The sequence below is a fragment of the Thermostichus sp. OS-CIW-32 genome, assembly GCF_054060415.1.
In genome coordinates this window covers 1-20,713 of record NZ_JBSSDD010000012.1, presented here as the reverse complement: position 1 = coordinate 20,713, position 20,713 = coordinate 1, and the positions used below count along the sequence as shown (strand labels likewise).

Annotated in this window: 17 protein-coding genes; 10 read left to right on the top strand and 7 right to left on the bottom strand. The window is 59.3% G+C overall.

Annotated elements, in window-relative coordinates; translation table 11 throughout:
• Nucleotides 1-48 precede the first annotated feature (48 nt).
• The 3 genes from ACVWY8_RS11740 to ACVWY8_RS11730 all read left to right on the top strand — a co-directional run bounded on the left by ACVWY8_RS11740 (nt 49) and on the right by ACVWY8_RS11730 (nt 2,803).
• A complete protein-coding gene (locus tag ACVWY8_RS11740) occupies nt 49-1,323 on the top strand; it encodes a GNAT family N-acetyltransferase (protein ID WP_457395099.1) in 1,275 nt (424 codons plus the stop codon).
• A gap of 48 nt (nt 1,324-1,371) precedes the next feature.
• On the top strand, nt 1,372-1,989 hold the full coding sequence (locus ACVWY8_RS11735; RefSeq protein ID WP_414423877.1) for an Npun_F5749 family FMN-dependent PPOX-type flavoprotein: 618 nt from the start codon (nt 1,372-1,374) through the stop codon (nt 1,987-1,989).
• A gap of 337 nt (nt 1,990-2,326) precedes the next feature.
• Entirely contained in the window at nt 2,327-2,803 is a 477-nt protein-coding gene (locus tag ACVWY8_RS11730) for a hypothetical protein (protein ID WP_457395096.1), read from the top strand.
• 263 nt (nt 2,804-3,066) lie between these two features.
• Here the strand turns inward: ACVWY8_RS11730 and folD are convergent, their stop codons facing one another.
• The 4 genes from folD to ACVWY8_RS11710 all read right to left on the bottom strand — a co-directional run bounded on the left by folD (nt 3,067) and on the right by ACVWY8_RS11710 (nt 6,715).
• A complete protein-coding gene (gene folD, locus ACVWY8_RS11725; RefSeq protein ID WP_011431762.1) occupies nt 3,067-3,948 on the bottom strand; it encodes a bifunctional methylenetetrahydrofolate dehydrogenase/methenyltetrahydrofolate cyclohydrolase FolD in 882 nt (293 codons plus the stop codon).
• Between the two features lie 92 nt (nt 3,949-4,040).
• Nucleotides 4,041-4,277: an exodeoxyribonuclease VII small subunit gene (xseB, locus tag ACVWY8_RS11720; RefSeq protein WP_414357481.1), complete on the bottom strand. Its 237-nt coding sequence runs from the start codon at nt 4,275-4,277 to the stop codon at nt 4,041-4,043.
• Nucleotides 4,258-5,487 carry an exodeoxyribonuclease VII large subunit gene (gene xseA, locus ACVWY8_RS11715; protein WP_457395184.1) on the bottom strand — a complete coding sequence of 410 codons (1,230 nt, stop codon included), beginning with the start codon at nt 5,485-5,487 and terminating at the stop codon, nt 4,258-4,260. Before xseA ends, xseB begins: the two co-directional genes overlap by 20 nt.
• Nucleotides 5,488-5,521: 34 nt before the next feature.
• Nucleotides 5,522-6,715, bottom strand: a complete 1,194-nt coding sequence (locus ACVWY8_RS11710) for an RNA-guided endonuclease InsQ/TnpB family protein (protein ID WP_457395182.1) — start codon at nt 6,713-6,715, stop codon at nt 5,522-5,524.
• A 175-nt stretch (nt 6,716-6,890) separates the two neighbouring features.
• Here ACVWY8_RS11710 and ACVWY8_RS11705 point away from each other — a divergent pair, with 175 nt between their 5' ends.
• On the top strand, nt 6,891-8,033 hold the full coding sequence (locus ACVWY8_RS11705; protein ID WP_414357479.1) for an AI-2E family transporter: 1,143 nt from the start codon (nt 6,891-6,893) through the stop codon (nt 8,031-8,033).
• Between the two features lie 256 nt (nt 8,034-8,289).
• Here the strand turns inward: ACVWY8_RS11705 and ACVWY8_RS11700 are convergent, their stop codons facing one another.
• The gene (locus ACVWY8_RS11700) at nt 8,290-9,642 is read right to left on the bottom strand and encodes a hypothetical protein (protein ID WP_457397130.1); all 1,353 of its coding nucleotides are present in this window, start codon (nt 9,640-9,642) and stop codon (nt 8,290-8,292) included.
• 225 nt (nt 9,643-9,867) lie between these two features.
• On the opposite strand from ACVWY8_RS11700, the gene ccsB reads away from it, so the two are divergent.
• The 5 genes from ccsB (at nt 9,868) to ACVWY8_RS11675 (ending at nt 16,360) form a co-directional block, all read left to right on the top strand.
• Nucleotides 9,868-10,920 (top strand): c-type cytochrome biogenesis protein CcsB, encoded by a 1,053-nt coding sequence (gene ccsB, locus ACVWY8_RS11695; RefSeq protein ID WP_457395090.1) that lies wholly within the window; start codon nt 9,868-9,870, stop codon nt 10,918-10,920.
• Between the two features lie 83 nt (nt 10,921-11,003).
• Nucleotides 11,004-11,387, top strand: coding sequence for a lipopolysaccharide assembly protein LapA domain-containing protein (locus ACVWY8_RS11690; protein ID WP_414384315.1), 384 nt, complete (start codon nt 11,004-11,006; stop codon nt 11,385-11,387).
• A 76-nt stretch (nt 11,388-11,463) separates the two neighbouring features.
• Complete coding sequence (gene tig / locus ACVWY8_RS11685) at nt 11,464-13,134, top strand: trigger factor (protein WP_457395087.1); 1,671 nt, start codon at nt 11,464-11,466, stop codon at nt 13,132-13,134.
• A 165-nt stretch (nt 13,135-13,299) separates the two neighbouring features.
• A complete protein-coding gene (locus ACVWY8_RS11680; RefSeq protein ID WP_457395084.1) occupies nt 13,300-14,799 on the top strand; it encodes a S41 family peptidase in 1,500 nt (499 codons plus the stop codon).
• A gap of 211 nt (nt 14,800-15,010) precedes the next feature.
• Nucleotides 15,011-16,360, top strand: a complete 1,350-nt coding sequence (locus ACVWY8_RS11675; protein ID WP_011431751.1) for an adenylosuccinate synthase — start codon at nt 15,011-15,013, stop codon at nt 16,358-16,360.
• 278 nt (nt 16,361-16,638) lie between these two features.
• Here the strand turns inward: ACVWY8_RS11675 and ACVWY8_RS11670 are convergent, their stop codons facing one another.
• Nucleotides 16,639-17,238, bottom strand: a complete 600-nt coding sequence (locus tag ACVWY8_RS11670) for a pseudouridine synthase (protein WP_041436950.1) — start codon at nt 17,236-17,238, stop codon at nt 16,639-16,641.
• A 147-nt stretch (nt 17,239-17,385) separates the two neighbouring features.
• Between ACVWY8_RS11670 and ACVWY8_RS11665 the strand changes: the two genes are divergently transcribed.
• Nucleotides 17,386-17,799 carry a hypothetical protein gene (locus ACVWY8_RS11665; protein WP_011431749.1) on the top strand — a complete coding sequence of 138 codons (414 nt, stop codon included), beginning with the start codon at nt 17,386-17,388 and terminating at the stop codon, nt 17,797-17,799.
• Nucleotides 17,800-17,865: 66 nt separating this feature from the next.
• On the opposite strand, the gene ACVWY8_RS11660 is transcribed toward ACVWY8_RS11665, so the two are convergent.
• A complete protein-coding gene (locus tag ACVWY8_RS11660) occupies nt 17,866-20,418 on the bottom strand; it encodes a glycoside hydrolase family 10 protein (protein ID WP_457395081.1) in 2,553 nt (850 codons plus the stop codon).
• Between the last annotated feature and the right edge of the window lie 295 nt (nt 20,419-20,713).

The window sequence follows — 20,713 nt, the reverse complement described above, 5'->3', positions numbered from 1 at the left end:
CAAGAGAGCCTGAGCTATGCTTTGAATATTCTCCCGCCTGCGATTGGCATGGACAACACCACAGCAAGACCCGACCCGGATGCCGAAGCCCCCATTGGTGCCCCTGACCTGATCATTCGCCCCGCCCAACTGGGGGATCTGGAGGCTGTGGAAGAGATTTTGGCGCAAGCCTTTGATGAAGAGTACAGCAGCCGCTCGGTGGATATTCGTCGCCAAGTGCGGCGGTTGCGCCAGTGGTATGGGCCCCTGAAAACCCTGACCCTGTTTCCCAATCGCTTCCAGCACATGTTTACAGTGCATGTGGCGGAGCTGAAGGGCAAGATTCAGGGGGTGATTCAGGTTTCTCCCTTCAACCATTCCCGCAGCACCTGGCGGGTTGATCATATCGCAGTGGCGCCCTCTGCCCAGCGACAGGGGGTGGGATCCCGGCTGCTCAAGCACTGCATGGAGCACTTTCGGGAAGCTCGCACCTGGATCCTGGAGGTGAACATCCACAACAAGGGGGCAATGGCGCTCTACCGGCGCAACGGCTTCCAACCCTTGGCTCAGATCACCTACTGGTCGATTCCAGCCGATATTCTGGCAGCTCTCAGCCAGCACGAGCCCAAATTGCCCAACCTGGTGCCGGTGACCAACCGGGATGCCTATGCCATCTACCAACTGGATACGGGATCCATGCCGGCCACTGTGCGCCAGGTGTACGACCGTGAGGTGAACGATTTTCGCACTAGCCCACTGGATTGGCTTTTGGAGCAGGCCAAATGCGCCATTAGCCAGACGGAGCGGGTGGAAGTGTGTGTTTACGAGCCCGAACGCAAAACCGCCATCGGCTACTTCAACTTGAAGTTGGATCGCACCGGGCAGCAACCTCATGTGGCCAAGCTTACGGTTCACCCCGCCTACACTTGGCTTTACCCCGAACTCATGGCCAAGATGGCCCAGCTTACTCAGGCTCATCCGCCGCAATCTCTGGCCTTGGCCTCCACCGATTACCAGCCGGAACGGGAGGAGTTCTTGCTGAAGCTGGGAGCCCAGGATGTAGAGCGGACGTTGCTGATGTCGCGTTCGGTGTGGCACAAAATCCGCGAAAGCCGCTTCTTTAGCTGGGATAGCGCCTATCTCAACGCGGTGTTGCGGGGATTGCAGGTGAAGCAGCCGGTGCCGGAGCGGTTTGAGGGGCCACCGGAAGGCTGGCTGGAGCACCACTTTCATCCCATCAGCCCAACTGAGCCGGATCCCAGCTCTGGTCGCGTCGGCGGTGCGGAGTCCTCACCAAGGCACTCCAGAGACTCCCAATCTGAGGCTTCTCCACCCCCTAGCTAAGGGAGAGAGAGCCCCAATCCTGGCTTGCTTGCACCTTGCGAAAAACGGATGAAAGACCCGAAGGGCAATTCTACTGCGGATCCCTCTTGGCGGGCGCTGATTCAGGCGGCACTGCACCGGAACCGTAGCGATCCCGGTGTGCGGTATTTGCAATTGGCCACGGTGGATCCCCAGGGGCATCCGCGCAACCGCACGGTCGTTTTCCGGGGGTTTTTGGGCGATACCGACCGCATTCAATTGGCGGTGGATAGTCGCAGCGAGAAGATCCGACAAATTGCCCACTGCCCCCAAGCCCAGATCTGCTGGTATTTCTGCAAAACCCGCGAGCAATTCCGCATCGCTGGCACCCTTGAGGCCATCGCCGCCGATCATCCGGATCCCCAGGCCCAGCGCCAGCGGCAGCAGTTGTGGCAACAGATATCGGAAAAAGGACGGCTCCTCTGGTTTTGGCCGGAACCCAAAGGGCCGCTCGCCCCGCCAGAGGCTTTTATTCAAGAGTTGCCGAAAGAGAAAGATCCGCTGCCTCCGCAGACCTTTGTGGCTTTACTGCTGGAGCCAACAGAGGTGGATCACTTGCAGCTTAAGGGGGATCAGATCTATCCCCAATTGCGGACGGTGTACGAGCGCACTTCCAAAGGGTGGCAGCGTCGGGCTGTGAATCCCTAAAAGGGATCCAAACTTGCTTAGCCTGGTCTGGGGCGGGGGATCCCTTATTCCTTGTTCCTCCAAAGCACGGGGAATAGAGGAATGGACGTGTTAACGTAGCTGAACGATCGTGTTCTGCACGGTGGGGGCGTTATCCTCTGATGGAACTCTGTACGCGTATGGCTGGTCTATCAGGGGTAGGGCAGCAGTTGATGCCTTTTGTCTAACTCGACACGTATCACTTTGGCTTGCAGTGGTCTCGATGTGCGTCTTGATCTGCTCATTCGCTCAGGCTGTTGCCTCTTTTTTCGCCGGCGGCCCATTGCTGAACAGAGCTTTGAGGGGCAAGGGATCCCTAGTGTTGTCTGTCGCTTTGGTTGGGGTAGGGGTTCTTGTGCAGGGATTGAGAGCACAAACTCTGGAGAAACCGATGCTGGAAGCCTTGGAAGATTCTGTTGAGGGGAATGTTATCCCTGTTCTGCCCTCAGAGCCTGTCTTATCCCCCCAGGCTGCCCCCACCTCCGCCCGCACAGGACCCTTTCGTGTCGGCAATCGCACGCCCCATCCGGTTCGGCTGGTGATCTTGATGCGCAGCGGCGAACGGATGATCAATCCGGAAACGGCCCACTGGGACTTTGCCCCTGGAGAAGGGGGCAGCGAGGGATTGCTGCTGAGCTTGGGAGAGGAACCGCTGCAAATCGGCCCCGGAGACATTGTGGTGGCTTTCGCCCTGGATGGAACCCGCCGCTATTGGGGGCCCAATGTGGTGGGAGAGTCTCTGGCCCCGTTTTGGGATGGGGAGAGCGGCTCCTGGTCGATGATCTTGCAGCCTTAGGGTGCTCCGCGCGCAGCTTGGACATTTGCAGCGGTCACCTCAAACTCCTCTGGGGCAACTTCTCCATTCCTCACTCTTCTGGGCCAAAGGGGGAGGATCCAAGCAACAGAACATTTTGAGAACAGTCTCCAAACCATAGTCATTTCAAGCTAGATTGAGACACTCCCCAAGCGCTCTGTGCCGCTGCCGCGACCAACCCCAGCTCTTCTCCCAGAGAGAGAGGGAAGTTAGGGAACAATGCAACAGAAATGTTTCATTCCTGTTTAATAATGACTACACAAGTGGCTGCGCAGTTTATAGCTCTGTAGGGTGTTGGCCAGCAGCATCGTTACCGTCATCGGCCCTACGCCTCCCGGTACGGGCGTGATGGCAGCGGCCAACTCTTTGACCGCTTCATAGTCCACATCTCCCACCAATTGCTCGGCTCCGGTGGGGGTCTCGATGCGGTTGATGCCAACGTCGATGACCACCGCGCCGGGTTTCACCATGTCTGCCCTCAATAGGCGGGGGCGGCCCACGGCCATCACCACAATGTCGGCGGCGCGGGTCACTTCTGCCAAGTCGGGGGTGCGGGAGTGGGCTAGGGTGACCGTCGCATCGGCGGCCAACAACATCAAGCTCAAGGGCTTGCCCACCAAGATGCTGCGACCGACCACCACTGCCTTTCGGCCTGCAATCGGGATCCCTTCTGCCTGCAACAGGCGCATCACGCCCAAAGGGGTACAACTGCGTAGGCCGGGCTCGCCGCGCAACAGCCGGCCCAGGTTGAGGGGATGGAGTCCATCCACATCTTTGTCGGGATTGATGGCCAGAAGGGGGGGGATGGGATCCCAGCCGGGGGGCAGGGGCAGTTGGACGAGGATGCCATCCACCCGCTCGTCCTGATTGAGTTGGTCGATGGTGTCGAGCAAATGGGCAGGGGAGTCTTGGGCGGAAAAATGTCGGCCAAAAGAAGCAATGCCCAACCGCTCACAGGCCCGCTCTTTGCCACGCACGTAAGCCGCACTGGCGGGATCCTCTCCAACCCGCAGCACTGCCAATCCCGGTGGCCGCCCCACCTGGGGTATCCAAGCTTGCACTTGGGCGGCCATCTCCGCTTGCAAGCGGGCGGCTAAGGCTTTGCCATCGAGGATCTTTGCGGGCATGGGGGCGCAAGGATAAAGACAACCATCCAACGACCATCCATAGTGAAGCAGAATGGCGACAGCAGTGCAGGGGGAATGATCAGGTGGGATCCCTAGAACGCCTGCGAGTCTTCTTCCTCTTGGCCCAATTGCTCGATGATGATCTCCACCTGCTGCCGCTTTTGCTCTAAAAAGTCCGCGCAGGTTTTCAGGGTTTGGGCGGCCTGTTGAAAGCGCTCCACCACTTCCGCCAGATCCAGTTCCCCCGATTCAATCTGGGCAATCAAAGTTTCCACCTCGGCAATGGCTGCTTCATAGCGCCACGGCTCCTCACGTTTGCGGCGGCTCATGGCTCTCCTCTACTCGTACCCATAGGCTTCCCGAGGCCAGTTGTATCATCAGGCGGGTTTGGGGAGGCAGGCGATGGGTGCGGATCAGGGATCCCTCTTCATCTCGCACCAAGGCATAGCCCCGTTTCAGAATGGCTTCGGGATCGAGCGCTTGGAGGCGATCTTGCAGGGCCTGTTGGTGCTGTTGGTGTTGCCGGAGGCGATGGCGCACGGCTTGGAGCAGGCGATGTTGGCGCTGGGTCAAGCGCTCCTGGGCCTGTTGCAACAGCCGCTCTGGATGCACGTAGACCAAGTGGTGCTGGGCCTGCTGCAAACGCTGCTGGGCTTTTTCCAAAGCTTGGCGGGTGCGTTCGATCAACTTCTGGCGCAACTGGGATCCCTGACGCTGCAATTCCCCCAGATCCGGCACGATCCGCTCGGCAGCCGCCGTTGGGGTATGGGCGGCGTAGTCGGCAGCGTAGTCAGCCAGGGTTTCATCCCGCTGGTGGCCGATCCCGGTGACCACCGGGATCCGACATTCGGCAATGGCTCGCACCACCCGCTCATCGTTAAAACAGGCCAAATCTTCGCTGGCTCCACCGCCCCGCGCCAAAAGAAGCACTTCCGCCCGCCCATCCTGTTCCACCCGGCGAATGGCCCGCACAATTGATTCCGGGGCCGCCTCCCCTTGCACTTGAGCTGGGGAGAACAGCACCCGTAGCCCGGGGTAGCGCTGGTTGAGGGTGCGCCGAATATCTCCCCAGCCGGCAGCGTGGGGGGAACTGACGACGGCAATGCACTGGGGATGAACAGGCAGAGGTCGTTGGTTATCGAACAAGCCCTCAGCACTGAGGCGGGCCTTGAGCTGTTGAAATCGCAACGCCAACAGCCCTTCCCCGACAGGCAGCAATTGCCAGATGACGAGGCGATAATGGCTGCCGCCGCTATAGATGCCAAGTTGCCCAAGGGCAAGCACCTGTTGCCCCACTTCCGGCCAGAAGCTGAGCCTGGAAGTTTGGCCCTGCCAGACCACCCCCTTGAGAACGTCACCGGTTTCCGGATCGACTAGGGTCAAGAACAGGTGGCCATTGCGGTTGCGCTGGCAACTGGAGACTTCCCCGCTCACCCACAGCCTGACCAAGTAGGGATCCCCGGCCAGCAGCGATTTCAAATAACGGGACACTCCCCCCACCGAGAGCAGGGGAGCTTCATCCGTGAGCAAAAACTCCATCCCACTGCTGCGGGCGGCTAAAGTCACTTGTAAACTACCCGACCCTGACTACTTCGCAGTACAGGGCGGGCTTTCGGTAGCCCTGCAGTTGGCAAGCCAACCACGGACCTCTAGGCCGGTTTACGGCAGCCCCAAGTTTAGCAATCATGTTGGCTCCATTCCAGTCCGCATCCCCTTCCCATCCACAGTGCCCACACTTAAACTGCTTCCCATTGCGGTAGGATTGCGCAGGGTCGGGATGGATATGCAAACACCGGTGGCAGGTCTGCGACGTGTGGGCAGGCGGAACCAGCACCACAGGTACTCCGGCGATGGCAGCCTTGTAGACCACAAACATCCTAAGCTGGTAGAACGCCCAACTGTTGGCCCTGCGCCGCTCAGCTTTGCTGCGTGGCTGTTGATTGACCCTTTCCCGGATCCCTGTCAGGTCTTCCAGAGCGATAGCGCTGTTGGTAGCTTTTGCCCTAGAGACAATAGCTTTGGAGATGCGATGATTGACCCACACTTGAAAGCGTCTCTCCTTGCCAGACAGCCGTTGCAGCAGTTCTCTGCATCTGCGCCGCGAACTGCGTGTGCCCTTACTGGCTTTGCGTTGGAGTACCGCCCTCAACCGGGAGTAGTGGTCGCGGACTCTGTTCAACTGTTGTCCATTCCAGTTGTCCCCCTCTGACGTATGGGCAATATCTGTCCTCCCCAAGTCCACCCCGATCACCTTGTCGGTATCTTGTTGCTTGGGTGGTTTTTTCTCTACGCAAATCTGGATGTAGTAGGAGCCATCTTTGCGCTTGACCAGGGTGGCAGATTTGGGGTTGGAACCAGCCAGCATCCCACGCTGGTAGTTGCCAATGGCCAGTTCAAAGCGTTCTCTCCCTTCAACCGTGGTGAGCGACACCGTCCAGTCTTTTTGACGGAACGAAAAGATACGGGCGTCGTAGGTAACAAAGCCGCTCTTAAACTCCTTGACGGGACGCTTTTTCTGCTTAGCCACTTTGCGGGAACCCGCTACCCGTCTGCACACCTGTTGAGCCAAGTTACTGGACAAGCCAAACCGGGCTCGAATCTCGTAGTAGCAAAGGGATTGGAGTTTGACTGCGTTGACTACTTTTTCTGGTGTGTTTTGGTTGACCCAGTTCAAGGCTTGGCCAAAAGCCTCCATCGTCGCGTCCAATTTGGCGGCTTGCGACGGGGACACCTTGAGCTTACAGGATATGGTCAGGACTTGGCTCATAAGTTCATTGTACTTCATCAAAGCGCATTCCTCCCGACACCGACCCTACGGGTACAGTGCGGGGCTCCTGCGATTTCTAGCTGAAGGGACAGGATCGCGCATCCAGGGTTCTCGAATAGCGATGGGACTTGTCGGGATCCCATCTAGAATAGGCGACAACCGGGCGAGAGAGGAGGTGAGCTGGCGGGTGACCTTCGCCCAGTGGCTGGGGCTAGGGGCGCTGTTGGGCCTGCTAGTTCTGCTTTGGCAGATCCGGCAGATCCTGCTGTTGGTGTTCGCGGCCATTGTGTTGGCAGTAGCATTGGATACCTTGGCCCAGATCCCACAGCGCTACGGCTTTCGGCGTGGCCCCTCAATTGTCATCACCAGTTTGACGGTTTTGGTGGCCGCGATCTTGGTGGGGCTAATCGTAGTGCCCCCCCTGGCGGAGCAGTTGCGGCGGCTGTTTACCGATGGGGTGCCCGCCGGGATCGTTCAGGCCCAGCGACTGTTCGAGAGCTTGATCCTCTCTTTGCCGACGGATATTGAGCTGCCGACGCTGCGGGAATTGGCCAATAGCTTGGTGCCCCAGGCCACCGAGTTGGTGCGACAGGTGCGCGACTTTTTCTCCGAGTCCTTCACTGCCTTTTTTGGCACCCTGCTCAACCTGTTGTTTGTAATCATCCTCACCATTTTGTTGTTGGCGGATCCCCAAGCCTACAGTCGCGCTTTTGTCTCGGTTTTCCCGGCCTTTTACCGTCCCCGCATTCGCTACATCCTCAAGCGCTGTGAGCTGGCGCTGCGAGGGTGGCTGATGGGGATCCTGTTTACCAGCACCTTGGTGATGCTGCTGAGTGGGATCGGGCTGTGGATTTTGGGGGTGCCCCTGATCTTGGCCAATGCGGTGCTGGCGGGATTGTTCAACTTCATCCCCAACATCGGCCCCACCTTAAGCGTGGTAGCCCCCATGCTGGTAGCCCTCACGGATGCCCCTTGGAAGTCCTTGGCAGTGCTGGGACTGTATATCCTGATCCAGCAGTTGGAAAGCAGCGTCTTCACCCCCATCGTTATGTCCCGACAGGTGTCGCTCCTGCCCGCCCTAACCCTAGTAGCTCAAGTTACTTCAGCCTTTTTCTTTGGGGTGCTGGGCCTGTTCCTGGCCGTGCCTTTGGCGGCAATCCTGCAGGTGTGGATTCAGGAGGTGCTAATTCGGGATGTCCTGGATCCCTGGCAGGGATCCCGATTGCGGCCCTTGCTCAGGTTGGAAAGTGGAGAGAACGGGATCCAGAGCTCCACCCAGGATCCCATCCCGCCGCCGCAATCGGTGCGAGATGGTTAAGGGAGCAATGCTCCTGACTTGGCTCAACCCCATCAGCTTAGCCACACGACCGGCCCTTCCATTGGGCAGGAATCGACGTTCTCCCCACGGCTAGAGCCGGGGGATTCTTTCCCGTCGCTCCACGCTCCTCGCGCTTGACCGGTGTGAGAACGCGACAACTGGCAACTGCGCACCCAGGCAGAGCGGCATCGGGGAAACAGTGAGGCCCACGGCCCGCTGTGCGAAGGGCATTCTGTCAACCAAGGATTCTGTCCCGCTATCGCTCACCTGGCAAGGTTGGACTGTGGAGTCCCGGCGGGAAAAGCCGCAACCCCTGCTGTCGCACCCGCCGCTCCTGGAAGGGAATGGGGGTCACGCGCGGCAAAGGCGTAGCCATAGGCTGGGGAGTTGAAGTGGGCACAGCTTGCGGAGAGGGCTCTGGGCTGGGCTCAGGCGTAAGCTCAGGTTCAGGAGTGGCCACCACGGGCGGTGGCGTTGGAACAGCCGGGATCCCCTCTGGTGTCGGACGGGGGCGGCCCAGTTGAAAGCGCGGCTGGCGACGAGGTACAGGTGTGGGCGTCGGGCTGGGTGTTGGCGTCGGGCTGGGTGTTGGCGTCGGAGTGGGTGTGGGTGTGGGCGTCGGGCTGGGTGTTGGCGTCGGAGTGGGTGTGGGTGTGGGCGTCGGGCTGGGTGTTGGCGTCGGAGTAGGAGTGGGCGTGGGTGTCGGAGTTGGCGTTGGCGTGGGTTCTGGAGTCGGGGTGGGCTCCGGTGTCGGAGTTGGGGTAGGGGTGGGCTGGGGCTGGACGATGGCCAGGGCCTCTTCGGCTTTTAGCTCCCCCCGAACCAGCTTGGAGAGGGTATCTTGGCCGCCAGGGGTGTAGGTGATCTCGCGGGCGGCGCTGTTGAACACATTGCGGATGGGATCCCCTTTGCTGTCCACCAGTTCCAGCACCATCACATTGCGACCGGGCCTGAAGCCCTTCAGATAAAAAGACTCCCAGCGATCCAGCAGGCCAGATTGGCCGTTGAGGGTGTAGCGGATCCGCCAGTCCCGTGGCAAGTCACTCAACAGGCTCTCCCGCACTGGGGCATTGGCCAGCCAGAAATCCACCAAGATTGGCTCGGCCCCGTAGCTGCCTGTGGGGCGGTTGTAGGTGAGCAGGGGCAGTTGCGGCTGTGGCACGTACTCGGGGGTGGGAGCTAGCACGTGGAAGCTAACCTGGGCATAGGCTTCAGAGTTTTTGAAGCTCTCGTGCCAGGGTTTGCCGGCAAACACCCGCAGAGTATGGGATCCCGGCTCCAAATCCTTGAAAACGAGGGGAGCATCGGCATCGTAATGGGCGATGTAGGGACGGTTGTCCAGCACCACGTGCAGATGAGGGCCGAGACCCAATTGCGGATCTTGGAAAAGCGGATACCCTTGCACCGCGAAGCGAACGGTTACCTGCCGCTCTGACAACACCTCACCTGGCTTGGGGCTGAGGATCTGAACTTGCGGGCGACAATACTGCAAATGGGCATCCAGCTTGGCAATCTCCGGGGGAACCGGCACGCGCTCTAGCTGGGGAAGCTGTTCCTGGGAGGGTTCAGGCGGGGATCCCCCACAAGAGGCCAAAACGAGGGCGGCCAACAGACAGATCCACCATCTCAACAACCCCCACCTTCTCAACCTGGCATTTCCCGCGTGTTCTTGCATGAGCCTTACATCCCAATGCTCTTTGTATCCTGCCGAGCCGCAGACAAGCCATCCCCACATTACCAGCATGTGTCCTTTGGGGAAGATCCCTTCCCCCGCCCTAGAATGGGATCAACTGGCCTGGCTCAAGCCGGGTCGGAGACACTTTTGAGGTCGTGTATGGCTCTGTTGGCGATAACAGCTCTTGCGGGCATGGATCTGGCCCAGTGGCAAGCTCTGCTCAACAACGTGGCGTTTGCCATTTCTCTGGGGGCCATGCTGTTTTACTGGGGTGGGGCAGCTTTTCCCCAGGTGCAGCTTTTGGCCGAATTGGGCCTAGCGGGGATGATCGGGGCAAACTTGACGATGGCCGCCCTGTTGACGGCCCGCTGGATCGATGCAGGCTACTTCCCCTTGAGTAATCTGTACGAGTCTTTGTTTTTCCTGGCCTGGGGGATCACCGCTTTACACCTGCTGGCCCTCCACTGGAGCCGCAGCCGCTGGGTGGGGGTCATGACTGCCCCAGTTGTAACCGGGATCGTAGCCTTTGCTGCCTTGGTGCTGCCGGAAGATATGCAGGTAGCCCAGCCCCTCGTGCCGGCTTTGCAATCCAACTGGCTGATGATGCACGTGACTGTGATGTTGCTGGCCTACGCGGCGCTGCTGGTGGGATCCCTTCTCTCCATCAGCTTTCTCATCGTCACTCGCGGTCAGGAAGTGCATCTCAAGGGCAACTCCCTCGGCCTGCAATTTCGCCCTCCCCAACCCCAAACCCATCCCGAATGGGCGGAAGCCACCCTGCCTTCCCCGGCTTCAGAACTGGCCTACGCCGGCCTCCGCTCCCCCCGTCCTGCCCCCTCGTCGGCTGAACTCCCCCCCCAACCGGCCCCCGAAGGGATCCCCTGGCAACGGCTGAGCCTGGCAGAAATCTTGGACAACACCAGCTACCGGCTGATCGGGCTGGGGTTCCCCCTGCTCACCATCGGCATTATTGCCGGCGCCGTTTGGGCCAACGAAGCCTGGGGTACCTACTGGAGCTGGGATCCGAAAGAAACCTGGGCCTTGATTACCTGGTTGGCCTTTGCCGCCTATTTGCACGCCCGCATCACCAAAGGCTGGCAAGGCAGACGCCCCGCCCTCTTGGCCAGCTTGGGTTTTGGAGTGGTTTGGGTATGTTACCTGGGGGTCAACTTTCTGGGCAAAGGCTTACACAGCTATGGCTGGTTTTTCTAAGAAACCGATCCCCGTTTATGAGTATCCTGGTGCTGGCAAGCCGTAGTGGATCCCTCTCAAGAGGAGACAAGAGGAGAAAAACGATGCGACTGTTCAACTACCTGATCTTGTTTTCAGCCCTCCTGGCCATTGCCCTCTTTGCCATGCAAAACGCCACCCCGGTCACGGTTACTTTTGCCCCTGGCGTCAGCATCGAAAGCCCTCTGGTGATGGAACTTCTGGCTGCTGCTGGGATTGGGGCCGCCCTCGCCTGGCTGTATAGCCTCTGGATGCGCGTACAGTTCAGCATCGAAGCCCGGGAAAAAAATCGGCAACTGCAGGAGAAGGAAGTCACCATCACCGAACTCAAGGAAATGGTGGTGGAGCTGGAAGCCAAAGTGAAGCAACTGCCTCCCAGCAAGCGTGCCGAACCCCAAGAGGACATCCAGGATGTGAAAGAAGTGGCCACCGAGGGATCCCCTGCCTAAAATCCCCAGGTTGACCCACAGGCCGTTGAGGTAGAATTGAACTTCTACTTGCCCCTCTCCCTAGCTCATACTTCCTATGCAGGTTATCCAAGAAAAACGCCCTGGCAGCCGGGTCGGTCTCAAAATCGTGGTAGAAGCCGACCGGGTGAAGCGCTCCTACGAAAAAACCTTGCGTCAACTGGAGCAGAATATCCAAATTCCGGGATTCCGCAAGGGCAAGGCCCCCCGCAACCTCGTTGTGCGGCAGGTGGGCCGCGAGCGCATCATGGCCAGTGCTGTGGATGACCTGATCAGCGAGGCCATTCAACAGGCTTTCAAGGAAGCTCGGCTCACTCCCATTAGCCGGTTCGAGCTGGATGACGAGGTGGGGCAGCTCTTGGCTCAGTTCAACCCCGAGGCAGACTTCAGCTTCTCGGGATACGTTGAGGTGTACCCCGAAGCCCGCGTTGGCCAATACAAAGGGCTGACCGTTACGGCAACCCGTGTTGACGTCAAGCCTGAGCAAATTGACCAGCTCATCGACCGATGGCGGGATCAGCGGGCCACCCTCTTGCCGGTAGAAGATCGGCCTGCTCAGTTGGGGGATGTGGTGGTGATCGATTTTGCAGCCCGCGATGCAGAAGGCAATCCCCTCGACGAGATGACCACCCAGGACTTCCAGCTGGAACTCAAGGAAGACAACTTCATCCCCGGTTTTGTGGCGGGCATCGTGGGCATGCAGCTCGACGAAACCAAGGAGATCGCAGCCACCTTCCCCGACGACTACTTCAGAAAAGAGTTGGCCGGGAAAACGGTTACCTTCACTGTCTGCCTGAGGGAGATCAAGGCCAAAGAGCTGCCCGAATTGGACGATGCCTTTGTGCAAGAGATCAGCAGCTTCCAAACGGTAGCCGAGTTGCGGGAACACCTGCAAAAGCGCCTTGAACAGGATGCCCTGACACAATCTGAGGAGAACCTGGAAACCGCCATCCTCAACGCCATCTTGGAGACTACTGAGGTGGATTTGCCGGAAACCCTCATCGAACAAGAAACGACACAACTGCTGGCCCAGAGTCTCCAGGCCCTGCGGCAGGAAGGCATCAAGCCAGGGGAGCTCCGTAAGTTCTTGTCCGAGTTGCCTCCCGAAACCCTTAACCAGTTGAAAGAGCGCCACCGACCCGAAGCCATCGACCGGCTGCGGCGCACCTTGGCCCTGAGCGCCATCGTTCGGCAAGAGCAAATTGCCGTAGGTTCCACGGAGTTGGACGTGGAGGTGGAAGAGGTGATGGCGGCCTATGCCCAGCAAGGCCAAAAGCTGGATCGGGAACGAGTACGCCAAGCCGTCTATGAAAGCTTGCTGACCAACAAGGTGATGGCTTGGCTGAAGTCTCAGACCACGGTCAACTGGGTCGATAGCGAGGGGAATCCAACCCAGGCGCCCACTTCTTTGGCAGGCTCGGAGGAGAAGGTTGCAGTGCCAGAGGCCGATTTTGAGGCCGATGAGCCAGAAGCAGAGGTATCTGGGATCCCTGAGGCAATTGAATCCTCATCAGAGACGGCTACGGGGGCGGAAACGGATGGAGAAGCTGCAGCTGCGGAAGCCGAGCCAGCTACAGAAAAGGCTGTAGAAGCATCCCCTGCTGAAACCGTCTCAGCCTCTGCGGCAGAGGCAACGCTCCCAGTTGAGGAGAAAGCGGCAGAGACCGCTACAGAGATCCCGGCAGCAGAAAAGCCCAAGCCGAGCAAAAAGGACAAAAAAGGCAAGTGAATGCGCTGGGGATTTTCTGGCTGAGGGCATTTCCTTCAAAAGCAAGGGGGCGCAGCCCCTAGTGTTCCAAGTCGCAAAAAATAGATATCTACCACTGCTGGCAGTGGCAAAGGGGAGCGTTTAGGGTTTATCCTATTCGCAACATCTGCAAGAGGGCAGGCTGCCATGAAGGGATTTGCGCGCGTACTTGGGGCTTGGGGGATCCTCACCCTGATCGCCGGGATCTCGCCCGGCAGCGCTGTGGGCCAATCGGCCTTGCCTCCTGTGCCCATCATGCCCTCGGATCCCCAAGGTTCGTTTCCCGATCCAGGGATCCCGGCAGCCCCTTCCCCTCCCCGTGAGCCGGTCGGGCTGGATCTCCGCCATCTGGTGGGATTGTTCATCAACGAGTCCTTGGGTGCAGGCAACCAAGCTGCCGCAGTCAGTTACAACGACCTCTACACCCGCCTGTTGGCCCGAAGCTACGGGGATCCCCGCCCCTCTATTGAGGTGGAGTACGAGTTCATTCAAGAGATCCTGCGGGAGTATGGGGATCCCGCCGATCGTTTCTGGGATCCGCAAGCTTTCAAGGACTTGCTCAACCGTCCCCGTCCTCCCGTACAAGCCCGCGGGATTGGCCCGCGCCAGGTTTACTTGGCTGTGCCGGATCTCACCCCAGCCACGGCTCAGCAGATCCGCCAAACCCTCTACACCCAAGACTACAGCCAGGGCATTGTCCTCGACCTGCGCGGAGCTGTGGGCTACGACCCCCAAGTGGTGGCCGATGTGGCGCGCCTGTTTTTGCCCCGCTCCGTCCAGCCGCTGCTGATTACCGAAGACCGATTTGGGCAGCCCACCCTCTGGAACAGCGAAAATCTGCCCATTGCCGCCGGGATCCCGTTGGCCGTTCTGGTAGATGGCAACACCCGCCAGGGGGCCACCCTCCTGGCTGCCCAGTTGGGAGCCAGCGGTAGCACCCTCATTTTGGGACAGCCCACCCAGGGCAGCGAACGACAAACCCGCTTCTTTGCCCTTCCCTCCGGCGCGGCGGTGGAACTGGCCGTGGCCACCTGGAAGACAGGAGATGGTCGCTCTTTGGAGCGAGGTTTAGTGCCTTTGCAGACGGTGGAAGGAGATGACAATGCTTGGCTGAATGCCGGCCTGCAAGCGCTGGCCTTGCCCCCACGGCGACCCACCCTGCCCCCACGGCCTACAGTGCTGGTGCAAGAGGGTCGAGTCGGTCGCTTTGAGCTGGGCATGGATACCCGCAACGTGGATACCCACCTGCTGGGCAATGTCGATCAGATCCCAGCGGCCTCTGGAGCCAATGTGTTTCAGCCCAACAGCGACTTGAAGATCTTTTACCTACAAGACTACATCCTCTTCACCTACCGTCATCCGGGCATTGTGGATAGCTTTTTCGCCAACCGCATCTACACCACCCACCCGGAAGCCATGACCGGCGAAGGGATCCGCATCGGCTCCACCTATTCGGAAGTGATCGCCGTTTACGGCGGGCCCGGCGAGAACGGCTACAACGAGGTGGTACCCTATCCCAAGGGAAGCCGAGAATATCTGCGCGACGACCGCTACTACGTCAACTACGATGCCCTGGGCCTGGCCTTTGCCTTTGAGGTGGGATCCAACCAGGTCACGGCCATTGGCCTGTTCAAGCCGGGGAGCTGAAGGCGAGGGCAACTGGGGAATCTCTGTTGGCTTGCCAGAGGGTTCGGGGATCCCGCCCATCTCCACGTTGTCCCCTGCCGGAGAAAAGTTAATCGATTGTTAATCTTTTTGTCCTGATCTCTCAACATCGCCCGGAGCGATGCGGTAGATTAGTGCAGCAACCCCCGCAAAGGGGATTTTTTGTGCCATCTACGGACTGTAGGAGAAGCTCTTGGCAAACGTCGTGGTTGTCGGTGCCCAGTGGGGCGATGAAGGAAAAGGGAAGATCACCGACCTCCTCAGTGAAAAGGCCCATGTGGTCGTCCGCTATCAAGGTGGGGTGAATGCAGGGCATACCCTGGTGGTGGGGGGCCAAACCTTCAAGCTACACTTGATCCCCTCTGGCATTCTCTACCCCGACAAACGCTGCATCATCGCCAGCGGCACGGTGATCGATCCCGAGGTTCTGCTGGCCGAGATCGACCAACTGCATCAATTGGGCATTTCCACCGACAACCTGTTCATTGCCGAAACGGCCCACGTCACCCTGCCCTACCACCGGGTCATTGACATCGCAGAAGAGGAGCGGCGTGGCATTTACCGGCTGGGCACCACCGGCCGGGGCATTGGCCCCACCTATGCCGACAAGGCCGAGCGCATGGGCATTCGCGTCGTGGACTTGATGTACCCTGACCAGCTGCGGGAGCGCCTCAGTTGGGCCATTCCCTACAAAAATGTCTTGCTGGAAAAGATCTATAACTTGCCGCCCTTGGATCCCGAGCCAATTATCGAGCAATACCTGGCCTATGCCGAGCGGCTGCGCCCCTATGTTACCGACGCTGCTCTGCTTCTCACCCAAGCCATCGAAGATCGGGAGAACATCCTGTTTGAAGGGGCTCAAGGCACCCTGTTGGATCTCGACTACGGCACCTACCCCTACGTCACCTCCTCCCATCCCATTGCCGGTGGCGCTTGTATTGGCGCTGGGATCGGCCCCACCAGCATTGACCGGGTGATCGGGGTGGCCAAAGCCTACACCACCCGCGTTGGCGAAGGCCCTTTCCCCACCGAGCTCAAAGATGAGATCGGGGCGTACCTGGGGGCAACCGGTGCTGAATTTGGCACCACCACAGGGCGACAACGGCGCTGCGGCTGGTTTGACGGGGTAATTGGGCGCTACGCGGTGCGAATCAATGGCCTAGACTGCCTGGCCATCACCAAACTGGATGTGCTGGATGGCTTGGATGAGATCAAGGTGTGCGTGGCCTACGAGTACCAGGGGCGGGAAATTCGTCACTTTCCCAGCGATGCCCGGGTTTTCGCCCAGTGCAAACCCATCTACGAAACCCTGCCGGGCTGGAAATGTTCCACCAAAGATTGCCGCTCCATCCAAGACTTGCCCCCCGAAGCCCATGATTACCTGAAGTTTTTGGCACAGTTGATGCAGGTGCCGATTGCCATTGTTTCTCTGGGGGCCAGCCGCGACCAGACGATTATCGTCGAGGATCCCATCCACGGCCCCAAGCGGGCCCTTCTCTACCCCAATGGTGGCAAGCGCGCCCACGCCCTCATGCCCGACTGAGTGGGCTCAAGAACAATTGGGAACAAGGGCAATCATAGGGCAATCATTAACAATGTAGTGATCAAATGCTCAGTAATGATCAATGTGAGTTAAGTTATGGTCATTTCAGGTTAGGGTGAAACGCCTAAGCTACGGAGAAAAGCCTTCCGGCCCTGTGCGTTCAACGTCTTAGGTGTGGATGCATTGTCCTAGTTTATAGTCATTTAAGAGGGAATAAAACTGTTCCGTTGTCTTGCTTCCCAGCTCCTCACTGCCGAGCGAATAGGAAGCGTCTTAATCTAACTTGAAATGACTCTAATGGTTTGAGAAAAACAATATTGCCGCAGTTGGGCCAGTTCTACCTCACTGAGATCTTGCCACTGGCCAGGAGCAAGCCCCGCCAGAGAGAGGGGCCCCAGTCCAACCCGAACCAACCGCAAAGTTGGGATCCCAACAGCGGCAGTCATGCGGCGCACCTGGCGATTGCGACCCTCCCGCAGCGTCAGTTCCAGCCAGGTGGTGGGGATGGAGCGGCGAAAGCGGATGGGGGGATCCCGTGGCGGCAGGGTGGGTTCCTCAGCCAAGACTTTGACCTGGGCCGGGCGCGTTTTTCGCCCTTGGATGATCAGCCCCTGTTGCAGCTGTTGCAGGGCTTGGGGGGTGGGGATCCCTTCCACCTGAACCCAGTAGATGCGCTCATGGCCGAACTTGGGATCGATCAAGCGGGCATTGAGGCGACCATCATCGGTCAGCAGGAGCAGCCCTTCGCTGTCGCGATCCAGTCGCCCCACCGGATAAACCCTGGGCACCGGGATAAAAGACTGGAGGGTGGGCCGTCCCTCTCGGTCGGTGAATTGGGTGAGCACGCCATAGGGCTTGTAGAACTTGAGATAGCGCATGACACACAAAACAACAAAACTGTGAACCCAACCTTTCCAATCTTTAAGATTTGGCAGAAAGATTTGGCAGAGCGGCTTCAACGGTAAGATCAAGCCTTAAGGAGCAATATCCCTCCATCGCCAGCAGCGTTTGACGGGGCTCACCCCATGACCATAGACAACAACTTACTCTGGGTTTTGGTTGGAACAGCAGGGCTCTCTCTCCTCAGCCTGGTGTACGTGCTGGTGGATGAGGGCAACAAACGTCGCCGCTACGAACAGCAAAAGGAAAAAGAAGCTGCTCAGCCACCTGCGGTTGTTCCTGCAGAAGAAGCCGGGATCCCAGCTGCACCTCCTCCTTCTGCTCCTGAACCTGTTGCTGCTCAGCCCGCTTCAGCGCCACACACTGCTGACGGGTTCCCAGAAGCGTCGCGTAGCGATGACGAGGAGCCAGAAACCTCCCCGGAAGCAGTTCGCGCCAGCAGGACAGAGTCCTTGCCCAGCCCTGAGGACTCTGCTCTCCCCAAGGAGCCGGATACAGGGCCTGACCCCGCAGAGGAAATGCCGAAAGATACCCCATAACAGTTTTTTTCGGTTCTGGGGAAGTTCTGGGGATAGATGGGATCCCCATCCCGCAAGAGGGGAGCTTCATGCCCTCATCAGGGTTTGCTCTCCGTAGCGCAGCATCATCTCCAAAGCCGCGAGACGGTTGCCCCAAACTTGAACTCGATAGGGGTTGCGCAGAGATTCCAGCCGCATCCAAGTGGCAAGATTGGTTTTCAAGTTGCCCAGTTGCTGACGGGCTTGTTCCAGGGCTTCCGGGGTGGGATCCGCTGCCAAGGCCGCCAGGGATCCCTGCACCCGCTCTATTTGCTCCATCCATTGGCTGTGCTCCCACAACCCCAACCGTTTCCGCTCGAGCAAAAACATCCACTCCTGCCGCAGCGCCTGGAAGCGATCCCGAACAGCCCCAAAGGGATCCCGATAGGGAATGCGAGTCGAGGCAATGGCGGAGGACCTGAGGATGGCTTCCAGCTCTGGGGTAAGCTGCCGCACCGAGAATAAAGCAAACCCCCCGGTGGGCAAATCCCGCACCACCTGCAGTTGATCCAAGAACTCGACGGGCGGCAAGTTCAACAAATTAAGGCTGGGGACGAAGAGGGTGGAGAAGCGGCTGACAATTTCCAAATTGGGCTGCACCAGTTGCGCCAAACGCCGTGTATTGCCCGCATAGGTGAGGGGGATCAACAGATCCAGCTCCCCTGCCTGGATCCACTCTTCCCAGTTCTGCTGCAGCCTTTGCAGGCGCTCCTGCTTGGGCAGAGCATAGACAGCTGCCGAGAGGATCACGCGCGGGTTGAGGGAGCGGGCGGTGCGGGCAATGGCCTCCACCACCTCGTTCACCTGCTGGGTGCGGTAGCGGGTCCACAACTGCCAGAGGGAGCGATCCCTCAAGGGATCCAACTCCAGCGGATCGACGCCGGACAACTGCTGAAACCCCTGACGAGCGGCCCGACCGAAGCCAAACACCTGGCGGCTGGCAGCGTTTTGGAAGGGATAGCGGATGTAGTCCAGGTGGATTCCGTCTACCTGGTAGTCTTGCACTAGCTCGCGGGTAAGAGCCAGGAGATAGCTGCGCACCTGCGGATTGGCTGGGTCTAGCCAGGTTTCCGGCTGCCCGCGCGGGAACAGACGGCCACGATTGTCCAGATTGGCCCAATCGGGGTGAGCCGTCAGCACCGGGCCGATGTAGTCTTGGGGCAAGTTGATCTCCGGCAGCAGATTGTGGCGGGTGTTGCCCACCGCAAGAGTCCAAATCCAAGCGTGCAATTCGAGGCCCCGCTCATGAGCCAAGCGCACCGCCGCCCGCAAGGGATCCCAGCCACGGGTGAGGGGGTTCTGTTGGGGGGCGACGCGGCTGGGATGAATGGCAAAGCCAGCATTCATCGTCTCGAAAAAGACGGTGTTGAGGCCAGCCTGAGCCAGGCGATCGAAAATCTGAGCCAGCCCTGCCTCAGAGCCTGCCTCGACAATGGTGCTCCGATCCAGCCAAATGGCCCGTACCTCAGACAAAGCCGTCAACCGATCCACCGGGTAGTGGGCCCACAGATCCGCCCGTGCCTGTTCAAAAGCCTGCCGCGCCTGCTCGTATTGCCCTGCCTCCACCCAGGCCGGTAGCTGTTGCAACACGCTGCGGGCTTGCTCCAAAATGGGCTTGTACTCGGCTGCTTCTACCCCCCCTTGAGTGGCCCGAGCCAGCAACAGGGATCCCTCTACCCGACCCAGCAAGCTCCCCAGCTCTTGGCGCATGGCCAGCAACTCCAGGGTGTTGATGGTGCTCCGCACCGCTGGCAAAGGGGATGGGGTGGCAGCAGCCTGTCTGAGGGCAGCGAAACGGCCTTGGGCCCGGCGCAGAGCCGCTTGCAACCACTCCCGATCCAACTGCGCCGTCTCCTCGGGAAACTCCCCCCAACGCCAACCCAGGTACACACTCTGGCGGCTGGCAATCACCGCATAGGCATTGTCCCCCATGTCCACCTCTTCCCAGACGGCCACCAGACGACTTTCCGGGCCGGTGGGCAAGAGGGCTCCCCCGGCAACCACAAAGTGCTCCGCACCGCTGGCGCGATCGGCCGCCTGAACGCTGCGGGCCCATGCTTCAGCAAACTCTGTCAGGCGCACAGCACTGGCCAGAGGAATATCTCCGCTCCAGTAGGCGCCAATCAGGCTGCGTAAGGGATCCCGTGCCTCAGCAGGGATTTCCAGCGGGCCGCTGACGATCAACTGACCCCCTTCCTGTTGCATCCATTCGGCGAGAGCATGGGCTTGAGCAACGGTTAGGCGATTCACGTTTGGCAAAAAGACTGTGCTGCGCCCCCGCAAACCTGCTGGCTCGATCCCGTCGATCACCTGGTAGCTGAGGCCGCTCTGCTGCAGTTGCCGCTCGATATTGGCCCAGTTCTGCCCTGGCAAGCGTACCACCGTCAGAAAGTGCTCCGCAGCGGGGACAGCGCTTTGGCCGTGGGCAACCGGGGATCCCGTCCAAACCAGCAGACCCACCCAGAGGAAACCCAGACAAACTGCCAGGGGCTTGAAGGATCTTAAGATGAAGCCCCAGAAACGATCCCTCACCACCCCAGACCAGCCTGCTTGAGGACTCCGTCCCGCCAAAGGACTGGGGAACCGAACCGCCAACAGCATTGGATCTCCTTTCTTTGAAGACCATCCGTCAGGAGCGCGGATATGAACCTGCACCCGCCCAGACCATTCAACATTATTCAATTCAACAATGATGTTGGTGAGGATCCCTGCCAGTGGAAGGGGGAAATCCCCAGGCGGCGCTAGGGCAGGCGAGGGATCCCGTTGCTTGTCCAGGTTGAGAAATAGGGCTTATTTTGGAGTGTGACATACTCCCGCACTCATGCTGACGCAAAGCGCTCCGCGCCGCTAACGCGAAAAGGACGTTTCCTGCGCTTGAGGACTACGTCCCGCTGAC

Bases quoted from the DNA above. Each gene is read 5' to 3' on its own strand.
- ACVWY8_RS11740 (WP_457395099.1), top strand. From the start codon at position 49: ATGGACAACACCACAGCAAGACCCGACCCGGATGCCGAAGCCCCCATT.
- ACVWY8_RS11735 (WP_414423877.1), top strand. From the start codon at position 1,372: ATGAAAGACCCGAAGGGCAATTCTACTGCGGATCCCTCTTGGCGGGCG.
- folD (WP_011431762.1), bottom strand. From the start codon at position 3,948: ATGCCCGCAAAGATCCTCGATGGCAAAGCCTTAGCCGCCCGCTTGCAA.
- xseB (WP_414357481.1), bottom strand. From the start codon at position 4,277: ATGAGCCGCCGCAAACGTGAGGAGCCGTGGCGCTATGAAGCAGCCATT.
- xseA (WP_457395184.1), bottom strand. From the start codon at position 5,487: ATGGAGTTTTTGCTCACGGATGAAGCTCCCCTGCTCTCGGTGGGGGGA.
- ACVWY8_RS11710 (WP_457395182.1), bottom strand. From the start codon at position 6,715: ATGAGCCAAGTCCTGACCATATCCTGTAAGCTCAAGGTGTCCCCGTCG.
- ccsB (WP_457395090.1), top strand. From the start codon at position 9,868: ATGGCTCTGTTGGCGATAACAGCTCTTGCGGGCATGGATCTGGCCCAG.
- ACVWY8_RS11690 (WP_414384315.1), top strand. From the start codon at position 11,004: ATGCGACTGTTCAACTACCTGATCTTGTTTTCAGCCCTCCTGGCCATT.
- tig (WP_457395087.1), top strand. From the start codon at position 11,464: ATGCAGGTTATCCAAGAAAAACGCCCTGGCAGCCGGGTCGGTCTCAAA.
- ACVWY8_RS11680 (WP_457395084.1), top strand. From the start codon at position 13,300: ATGAAGGGATTTGCGCGCGTACTTGGGGCTTGGGGGATCCTCACCCTG.
- ACVWY8_RS11670 (WP_041436950.1), bottom strand. From the start codon at position 17,238: ATGCGCTATCTCAAGTTCTACAAGCCCTATGGCGTGCTCACCCAATTC.
- ACVWY8_RS11665 (WP_011431749.1), top strand. From the start codon at position 17,386: ATGACCATAGACAACAACTTACTCTGGGTTTTGGTTGGAACAGCAGGG.
- ACVWY8_RS11660 (WP_457395081.1), bottom strand. From the start codon at position 20,418: ATGCTGTTGGCGGTTCGGTTCCCCAGTCCTTTGGCGGGACGGAGTCCT.